Below are 9,108 nucleotides of genomic sequence, written 5' to 3'. Positions count from 1 at the left end.
ATCATGCTGACTCATTACTTCATTAGGTACTGTAAATGTCCAGTAATCGTCTTTAAGCTCACCGTCAACATCAAGTGAACCGTATTTTACCTTAGCGTTACTTGCTGTAGCTCTTATGTTTGCGTTGGTTACGGAAAGCTGAGGTATCATTACACCGTTCTCATCAAACAGGTATGCCTTACCGTTTATCTCTCTCTGCTTTGACTGATCTGTACTGCTTGCAGCGTACTTTCTTCCGTTAGCCCCGAAGTACATCCACATCTCATCATACTCACTGTAGTTTCTCTGTCCAAGCTCTGAATATCCCGGATTCTCTCCTACCTGTGAATAAAGCAACCACTGATCCGCATACATTGCTCCGTCATCACCGAAGTAGTATTTCGCACTCTTAAACGGATTGTCATCTTCTACCGCATTGCCCTCTGCATCGAAGAATCCTGTAAGCATTACTCCTTCTTCATCAAAAAGATATCTCTTTCCGTTGATTTCACGAGTGTATACTCTTCCGTCTTTGCCCTTGTACGCTTTTCCGTCGGCACCGAAGTAATACCATGCATCATTATCGTCGATATCTTTTGCAAGAACCCAACGATTAGCTGCCATCACACCGTCGGCATCCAAATAATAAATGCCGTCACCTACGGTAACGATTGAATCTTTTACCATGTTGCCGTCATCACCCAGATAATACCACAGGTCACCCGACTTTCTCCAAGCCTCAGACACCGCGTTATTGGCATTGTCCAGATATCTCCACTCACCGCTTGAGTTATCCCATCCTTCTGCATGTGCAGTGAACGGATTTGCCCAAAGGAAAAGAGCGGAAACCGCCAGTAAGCCCGCTTGACTTACTACCCTCTTTTTCTTCATCAAACCACCTCCTTGATTGTGTATCAACCGGAATATAAGGTCCTATACCATGCTCTACATGCATACTCCCATATCACTGTTTAATGTATGGCATTAAATCAGTCTCTCTATATCCAGTTAGTTTATTTATATATTTTCTTCACGCAAACAAAACAACCCACAAAAATATATTTAAACAATATTTTTGTAAGTGCATTTGTATAAAGAAATTTATATCATGTTATTACTGTAAAAACTCAAATTATGCTTGTTATACTGTTTGCTCTTATAGATATTTCAGAAAATTTTTCTACAGTTATTTTAAAATTTTTGCAAGTTACTGTCCTGTCCGTTATTTAGTGTCAGCACACGGATATCTGACATAGTATGTCCCATATAAGTTTATTCCACGCATATCTCACTCCACACTCTACTGCTTTAAGTTTACGTTAATATTATATTCATATAATATTATTATTTTCGTACTTTGTCAAATAAGTCAAATCTTTAATTATCGTTTTGTTTTTATATCTTTTGCAGTAATACTGTTTTCAGCTTTTATAAATAAAACAGCATTATTTAATATATTTTTTAATTTTAACTTATATTTTTAGTACATAAAACAGAAGCAAGATTGTTTACAAGGTATTATGCATCTACGCAAAAGATTAAGTTATTGCACACTTGTCTTTTATCCATATCCTTATTCATTAAGTCTATTTCTTAATATTTTCGTCAGAAAATAGATTTTAAAAAAGCAAACAAAAAACCGGCTCCGGGCAAAGCCCGAAACCGGCAATATTATTTTATTTAAATTTATACGTAAATTATCTCTTTACATTGAATGCTGCCATACCCGGATAGCAAGCGCTCTCACCAAGCTCCTCTTCGATTCTAAGTAACTGATTGTACTTAGCAACTCTCTCTGATCTTGAAGGTGCACCTGTCTTAATCTGACATGTGTTAAGAGCTACAGCAAGGTCAGCTATAGTTGTATCCTCTGTCTCACCTGATCTGTGTGAAGAAATTGATGTATATCCTGCCTTGTGAGCCATCTTTATAGCCTCAAGTGTCTCAGAAACTGAACCGATCTGGTTGAGCTTTATAAGGATTGAGTTTGCACAACCGTTGTCAATACCCTTCTTAAGTCTCTCGGTATTTGTAACGAATAAGTCATCACCTACAAGCTGAACCTTTCCGCCAAGTTCCTTTGTAAGAAGCTTCCATCCTTCCCAATCTTCCTCATCAAGACCGTCCTCGATAGAGATGATAGGATACTTCTCAACAAGCTTCTTCCAATGCTCAACAAGCTCAGCAGATGTGAACTCTGTTCCTGCCTTTGGAAGCTTGTACTTTCCGATTGTACCTGTCTTCCACTCACTTGATGCTGCGTCCATAGCGATCATGAAATCAACGCCCGGCTTATATCCTGCCTTCTCAACAGCCTTAAGGATAAACTCTATAGCTTCCTCATCACCACCTGTAAGGTTTGGAGCAAAACCACCCTCATCACCTACACTTGTAGCAAGTCCTTCAGCCTTTAAAAGTGCTGCAAGGTTGTGGAATACTTCCGCACACCATCTAAGAGCCTCTTTAAAGCTTGGAGCTCCTACAGGCATAACCATAAACTCCTGAACGTCTACGTTGTTTGATGCATGAGCACCACCGTTTAAGATGTTCATCATCGGTACAGGAAGTCTGTTTGCATTAACACCGCCAAGGAATCTGTAAAGTGGAATATCAAGTGAAATAGCTGCTGCTCTTGCACAAGCAATTGATACTGCGAGGATTGCATTTGCACCGAGCTTTGACTTATCCTTTGTTCCGTCAGCCTCGATCATTGCCTTATCTACAGCGTAGATATCTGATGCATCCATTCCCTCAAGCACATCGTTGATAGTTGTATTTATATTCTCAACAGCCTTTGAAACACCCTTTCCAAGGTAACGTGACTTGTCACCGTCTCTAAGCTCAAGTGCCTCAAACTCACCTGTAGATGCACCTGATGGAGCTGTTCCTCTTCCGATTGTTCCGTCTACAAGATAAACCTCAGCCTCAACTGTAGGATTTCCTCTTGAGTCAAGTATTTCTCTTCCGATAACCTTCTCAATTTCTAAATAGTTCATTGGTAAAACCTCCTTTTGGTCTCATATATCGCTTAACCTATATGATAAAATTATAACTCTATGCGACGATAGTATAATAACATAAATCTCAAGATAACTCTATATAAAAATATATAATTTTGTTATACTGTTAAATATTATATTATATTGTGCCGAGCAATCAGGTACAAAAATGTAAAATTCGATGATTACTTCACTATTTTAGATATATTAAGGGGAATTTATGCCTGACTATAAGTATAATGAACAAGTCGATATAGAGAATATAAAGAAGCTCAGAACAATGCTTTCAGAGCTCCCGGCATTTTTTAAAGACTTTTTTAGAGGAATTGAGCCTCGTACACAATCAAGAACTCAAATCGCCTATGCCTATGACATAAAAATATTTTTGCAGTTCTTACTTGAAGAAAATCCAAGTATAAAGAAATCATATGGCAGTGTGACTGAAATACCTATTTCCGTACTTGAAAGTCTTACTGTAACAGACATTGAAGAATATATGGAATATTTAAAATATCGTGACACAGACGGTAAGAAAATATCAAATAAGGAAAATGCCATAAAAAGAAAAATCTCAACATTAAAGAGCGTATTCAAGTACTTTTACCGCACCGAAAAAATCAGTGAAAATATAATGGAAAGAGTACAATTGCCGAAATTACATTCAAAAGAGATTATAAGACTTGATATTGACGAAGTTGCTATGATGATTGATGAAGCGGAAAGAGGTGAAGGACTAAGCGACAGGCAAAGAGCCTATCATGGAAAGACCAAAGTACGTGATGTTGCACTGCTCTCTCTATTACTCGGTACAGGAATAAGAGTATCCGAATGTGTGGGACTTGATATATCCGATGTGGATTTTAAAAATAACGGGATTTTAATTCACAGGAAGGGCGGAAAAGAGGTTACTGTATATTTCTCGGACGAGGTAAAAGAGGCCTTGCAAAACTATTATGATGAAAGAGTTTTGATTCTGGAAGAAAGCGGACATGAAGGCGCATTTTTTTTATCAATGCAAAACAAAAGATTATCTGTCAGAAGTGTTGAAAACCTTGTAAAAAAATATGCCAAAATAATCAGTCCTTTAAAGAAAATAACTCCCCATAAACTTCGTTCCACTTATGGCACAAATCTTTATAAGGAAACCGGCGATATATATCTGGTGGCGGATGTTTTGGGGCATAGTGATGTAAATACTACCAAGAAACACTATGCTGCCATAGAAGATGACAGGCGAAGAAGCGCCCGAAATGTGGTAAAACTGAGGGAGAAGTAATTTATTTCTCCCTCAATATATTTAAGATTATCTTTCAACCTTATAGCTTACAATTATAAAGCATCCGGGATGCACCTTGTTGCTGTCCATTCCGTTCATATCCATAATCTGTTCTATATAGTCGTCATCAGATATACCTGTATTATTATATTTTTCAGATATACTCTCAAGGCTGTCGCCGTACTCAACTTTAACTGATGTATATCTTATATTCTCTGTATCCATGCCGGCTCTTGTAGTATTTGCCCTGCCAAGTAAAAAACTTATTAAAAACAATGTAAAAATGAATGCTAAAAATACTTTTCTCATATTCTCCTCCAAACATTTGTTCTATGTAATAAGTCTACAATAAGAACATATGTTTGTCAAGAGGAAAATCGAACATACGTTTTACCTCATACTCCTCTTCATCGCTTTCTCTATCTCCCTTTGCTGTGTCTTTTTGGCAAGTGTCTCTCTTTTATCATAGTTTTTCTTTCCCCTTGCCAAACCTATTTCAACCTTTACAAGACTTCCCTTTAAGTATACCTTTAAAGGTACTATGGTCAGTCCTTTTTCATTAAGCTTTGAATCGAGCTTTAATATCTCTTTCTTATGCATCAAGAGTTTTCTTACTCTCAACGGATCTTTGTTGAATATATTTCCCTTCTCATAGGGATTAATATGCATTCCCATGATAAAGACTTCACCACGTTCGATTCTTATCCATGACTCCTTTATTGAAACATGACCCATTCTTACAGACTTTACCTCCGTTCCGAACAGCTCAATACCTGTTTCATAGTTTTCCAGAATGAAATAATCAAAATATGCCTTTTTATTATTTGCTATTATCTTAATCCCCTCTGCCATCTCTCTCCTTTACAAGTTTAAAGTCAATTCTCTTTGCAAGTCTGTCTATATCATAGACTTTTACTCTTACCTTTTGACCTAAAACAAATTTCTTTTTTGTAATTTCTCCCACAAGTTCATATCCGGCTTCATTATAGACGAAGTAATCACCTTCCAAGTCGGACATCTTTATAAATCCTTCCACAGTATTTTCAAGCTCTACAAATATACCGAAGCTTGTCACACCGCTTATAATTCCGTCAAACTCCTCACCCATATGACCGAGCATATATTCGCATTTTTTATATTTTACAGTCTCTCTTTCGGCTTCCTCGGCTCTTCTCTCCATCTGTGATGACTGTAAAGCCACACCGTCTAAAATAGCCCTGTAATGCTCTGTTCGTCTTTCGGAAAGTCCGTTTTTTATATTTTCTTTTATTATCCTGTGTATCTGCAGATCGGGATACCTTCTTATAGGTGATGTAAAATGAGTATAATACTTTGCCGCCAGACCGAAATGTCCTATGCATGATGTATCATATCTTGCCTGCTTCATGCTTCTGAGCGCAATCCTTGATATAATAGCCTCGGCGTCACTTCCTTCAATATTTGCCAAAAGTTTTTGAAGCTCCTTCGGTGAGACCTCATCATTTTTTCTTCTGAGTGTAAAGCCGAAGTTATTTATAAATATTGCCAAACTCTTTATCTTTTCAGGATCCGGATTCTCATGGACTCTATACAGGAAAGGCAAATCCTGCCAGAAAAAATCCTCTGCCACGGTCTCATTGGCTGCAAGCATAAAATCCTCTATCAGCTTTGTCGCCGAATTCCTCTCATATGGCTTAATATCTATTGCCTTGCCGTTTTTATCAAGTATCACCTTACTCTCAGGCAGATCAAAATCTATGGATCCACGTTTTGTTCTTGCGCCTCTAAGCAGTTCCGATACCAACTTGAAGTTATTAAAAAGCTCTATATATTCGCTATATCTTTGCTTTGTTTCCTCATTTGAATCTGTGATAATTTCATTTACCGCGGTATATGTCATTCTCTCATTTACATTAATAACGCTCTCACAGATATTATGCCCTATTATATTTCCTTTTTCATCTATCTCCATCAAACATGACAGTGCAAGTCTGTCTTCACCCTGATTTAATGAACAGATTCCGTTACTCAGCTTTCTTGGTAGCATAGGAATCACCCTGTCCACAAGATATACGCTTGTAGCTCTGTGTAATGCTTCCTTGTCAAGTGCTGTATTTTCTCTTACATAATGAGTAACATCAGCTATATGAACTCCCAGATGCCATATATTACCGTTTTTCTCAAGAGTTATGGCATCATCCAAATCCTTGGCATCCTCACCGTCTATTGTCACGGTAACAAGATCTCTAAAATCCTGTCTGCCCTTTATATCTTTTTCAAGGACTGTACTTGGAATCTTTTTCAATTCATTTTCCACATCATCACCAAATTTTTCAGGAAGTCCGAAAGCTCTGACTATGGAAAGTATATCAACTCCTGCATCTGTGCTCTTACCGAGAATTTCAATGACTTTACCCTCAGGCTTTTTCTTATCACCGCCAAAGTCTGTGATCTCAACCACCACCTTATCTCCGGTCTTTGCACCTTTATCTCTTGACGCAGGAATATAAATATCCTTTAAAATCTTTGTATCATCCGGCAATACAAAACCGAATTTATTATTCTTCTTGTAATAGCCCACCATTTGAATATTGGCATGCTTTTCTATACCTATAATATGTCCTTCCGCTCTTTTTTCGCCGCTTTCAATATCTATAACAACTTTTACCTGATCTCCATTCATGGCATTTGCTGTATAATCGGCCGGAATAAATATATCCGAATCTCTTCCTTCCACTCTTACAAAACCGAATCCCTTAGGATTTGCCATAAACTCACCGATTAAAAACTTATTCTCAGGCTTTTTGTACTTACCTCTTTTGCTTATTTCAAGTCTGCCTTCAAGCAGCAGTTCTTTCAAAACCTCATCAAGCTCAGGTCTTCTTTCTTTATCAACATTAAAAAAAACCGCCAGCTCCTTTGCCTTCATAGGTACATACATAGGACTTTCTATAAAGTCCATCACTATCTTTTTTCTTTTTTCTATATTCTTATCCATATAAACCTTTATAAATAAAAAGCACTCTTTTGAGTGCTTTTTGTTATTTAACAATATTTAAAACTAATGATAAAATCAAAAATAATGCCGCAGCAACCTTTGTAAGCTTCTCAAGCAAGCCTTCAACTGAACGGCCTCTGTTCTTACCCCAATATGTATCGGCAATACCGCCTATTGAACCAAGTCCCTGCTCATTTCCTTCCTGAAATAATACTACTGCAGTCAGGAAAACGCATACTAAAATAAATATTATTGAAATAATCCTGTTTAACATTAACATATTTACACTCCATTAAAATACAAAACTGTTCTTATAATATCACTAAACAGTACTAATTGCAAGCCGGATTTTATTACTCAATTCTTACACTGCTGTCACTGTTGCTCTCTTTCTCAGTATGTGATGACTCTTTGTTTCCTGTGACCTTTACCTTAGCACTGTTACTTACCCATATACTCGGCAAAATTTCATAAGAATATTTTACAGAGTAGTCACCTGTTTTACTTGTATCCACATTAGACTCAACTTTTATTTTACTTCTGTCAATCTCTGTAATCTCATCATCATTTTGAATCTTTGCGGTTACAAGATTGTCAAAGTTTTTCCACTCACTTCCAACTGTAATCTCAAGGTCTTTACAGTCAAGAATCTTTTGAAATTCTACATATACCTTTGAAAGCAAGTGATTATACTTATCCTTTTTACCAAGATGTAATTCAAGTCCTTCTTCGTATATATGCTTTTTTTCTCCGACTATAAAGCTGTATTTATTCTGTAATGAACCGTTTTTTATAAGGAGAGAATATCCTCTGTCATTTACAAGGCTCTGGAAATCCTTTGTATTGACACTGATATAGCTGTAATCATTTACAAATGCGTCTTTCTTTTCATCTGTAGTAAACATTGAACAGAATGCCGCATTGGCTCCCGGAAGCTTTTCAATTATATCATTTGGCAATATATCATAGCTTTCCTCATCACGCCTTACTATACCTACTGTTTTTCCGTTTAAAAAATCCTCCGCCCTGTCACTTCCATGGCAGGTTGCTATGCTCATATTAAGTTCTTTCTTGATAGGATATCTGTAATCCAATTTGAAAGCAAAGATATTATTTGTATTAACTTCTTCAATAGTCTTCAAATCATCCACAAAATCATCTTTTTTTTCTATTACCATTCTTTGCTCTATGATTTCCATAGGTAAAATGCCTTCAAATTTTTGACCTGCGGCTAATTTCCCATCTATCTTTACAGAATTAACCTTATTAAAATCCACCTTTTTTCCGGACTTTCTTTCAGTCTCTGTGACAGTTTTTCCGTCAGTCTCATACTTTATATCAACGCCTGATAAATCTCCGGTAAAAATATCAAGACTTGAGTTTATAAGTCTAAGCTCAGACACACTGCCCTCTGTTTTAGAAGGCAGTTTTATATCAAAACTTATATCTCTTTCCACATCGGAACTGTTTTCTATATTTGCACTAAGGCAAAGATTACTGTAAATATCCATATCAAGTATATCGGCAAAATTTTTCATAGTGCTTCTTCTATTGTCATTTTCGCTTACGGAAATCAAAGACATAGCATTGGAACCATATTCGGTTTCTCCACTCAGATTATTAAGTACTCTAAGTCTGAATGATGTCTTGACTCCGTTATCATTGCTTTCATAATCCGGATTTATAGGATTTTTAAAGATAGCCTCTCTTCCTTCTCCATAAGCTCTGGTGTCATCTCCGATTAGCGCAGAAGTAAGCAATATAACTGAAAACACAAAAAGACAAAAGTACCTGATGAAAGCTTTACTTTTCTTTTTCCTTCCTCTACTTCTAACCATATCCATCTCTCACTTTTCTAAAACAAAGCACATATCTAT

Annotated in this window: 8 protein-coding genes; 1 reads left to right on the top strand and 7 read right to left on the bottom strand. The window is 36.7% G+C overall.

Features of this window, described 5'->3' with window-relative positions; translation table 11 throughout:
* Both HMPREF1140_RS04785 and eno read right to left on the bottom strand, forming a co-directional pair.
* Positions 1-870 (bottom strand): N-acetylmuramoyl-L-alanine amidase family protein (locus tag HMPREF1140_RS04785; RefSeq protein WP_009662741.1); only part of this gene is annotated, 870 nt, incomplete at its 3' end.
* A gap of 806 nt (positions 871-1,676) precedes the next feature.
* Positions 1,677-2,975: a phosphopyruvate hydratase gene (eno, locus tag HMPREF1140_RS04780; RefSeq protein ID WP_009662719.1), complete on the bottom strand. Its 1,299-nt coding sequence runs from the start codon at positions 2,973-2,975 to the stop codon at positions 1,677-1,679.
* Positions 2,976-3,198: 223 nt separating this feature from the next.
* Here eno and HMPREF1140_RS04775 point away from each other — a divergent pair, with 223 nt between their 5' ends.
* On the top strand, positions 3,199-4,254 hold the full coding sequence (locus tag HMPREF1140_RS04775; protein WP_009662768.1) for a tyrosine-type recombinase/integrase: 1,056 nt from the start codon (positions 3,199-3,201) through the stop codon (positions 4,252-4,254).
* Positions 4,255-4,281: 27 nt separating this feature from the next.
* Here HMPREF1140_RS04775 and HMPREF1140_RS04770 read toward each other — a convergent pair whose 3' ends face one another.
* The 5 genes from HMPREF1140_RS04770 to HMPREF1140_RS04750 form a co-directional block, all read right to left on the bottom strand.
* Positions 4,282-4,563, bottom strand: a complete 282-nt coding sequence (locus tag HMPREF1140_RS04770; protein ID WP_009662720.1) for a LysM peptidoglycan-binding domain-containing protein — start codon at positions 4,561-4,563, stop codon at positions 4,282-4,284.
* An 81-nt stretch (positions 4,564-4,644) separates the two neighbouring features.
* A complete protein-coding gene (gene smpB / locus HMPREF1140_RS04765) occupies positions 4,645-5,106 on the bottom strand; it encodes an SsrA-binding protein SmpB (RefSeq protein ID WP_007591038.1) in 462 nt (153 codons plus the stop codon).
* Entirely contained in the window at positions 5,090-7,231 is a 2,142-nt protein-coding gene (gene rnr, locus HMPREF1140_RS04760; protein ID WP_009662763.1) for a ribonuclease R, read from the bottom strand. The genes smpB and rnr overlap by 17 nt, the downstream gene beginning before the upstream one ends.
* A gap of 43 nt (positions 7,232-7,274) precedes the next feature.
* On the bottom strand, positions 7,275-7,505 hold the full coding sequence (secG, locus tag HMPREF1140_RS04755; protein ID WP_034212181.1) for a preprotein translocase subunit SecG: 231 nt from the start codon (positions 7,503-7,505) through the stop codon (positions 7,275-7,277).
* A gap of 79 nt (positions 7,506-7,584) precedes the next feature.
* Positions 7,585-9,069, bottom strand: a complete 1,485-nt coding sequence (locus HMPREF1140_RS04750; protein WP_035619913.1) for a bacterial Ig-like domain-containing protein — start codon at positions 9,067-9,069, stop codon at positions 7,585-7,587.
* Between the last annotated feature and the right edge of the window lie 39 nt (positions 9,070-9,108).

Source organism: Lachnoanaerobaculum sp. ICM7, from assembly GCF_000287675.1.
GTDB lineage: Bacteria > Bacillota > Clostridia > Lachnospirales > Lachnospiraceae > Lachnoanaerobaculum.
This window is presented reverse-complemented; position numbering and strand designations above follow the sequence as displayed.

What these genes read in the sequence shown, in the direction of transcription:
- eno (WP_009662719.1), bottom strand. Translation starts at nt 2,975, where the DNA reads ATGAACTATTTAGAAATTGAGAAGGTTATCGGAAGAGAAATACTTGAC.
- HMPREF1140_RS04775 (WP_009662768.1), top strand. Translation starts at nt 3,199, where the DNA reads ATGCCTGACTATAAGTATAATGAACAAGTCGATATAGAGAATATAAAG.
- HMPREF1140_RS04770 (WP_009662720.1), bottom strand. Translation starts at nt 4,563, where the DNA reads ATGAGAAAAGTATTTTTAGCATTCATTTTTACATTGTTTTTAATAAGT.
- smpB (WP_007591038.1), bottom strand. Translation starts at nt 5,106, where the DNA reads ATGGCAGAGGGGATTAAGATAATAGCAAATAATAAAAAGGCATATTTT.
- rnr (WP_009662763.1), bottom strand. Translation starts at nt 7,231, where the DNA reads ATGGATAAGAATATAGAAAAAAGAAAAAAGATAGTGATGGACTTTATA.
- secG (WP_034212181.1), bottom strand. Translation starts at nt 7,505, where the DNA reads ATGTTAAACAGGATTATTTCAATAATATTTATTTTAGTATGCGTTTTC.
- HMPREF1140_RS04750 (WP_035619913.1), bottom strand. Translation starts at nt 9,069, where the DNA reads ATGGTTAGAAGTAGAGGAAGGAAAAAGAAAAGTAAAGCTTTCATCAGG.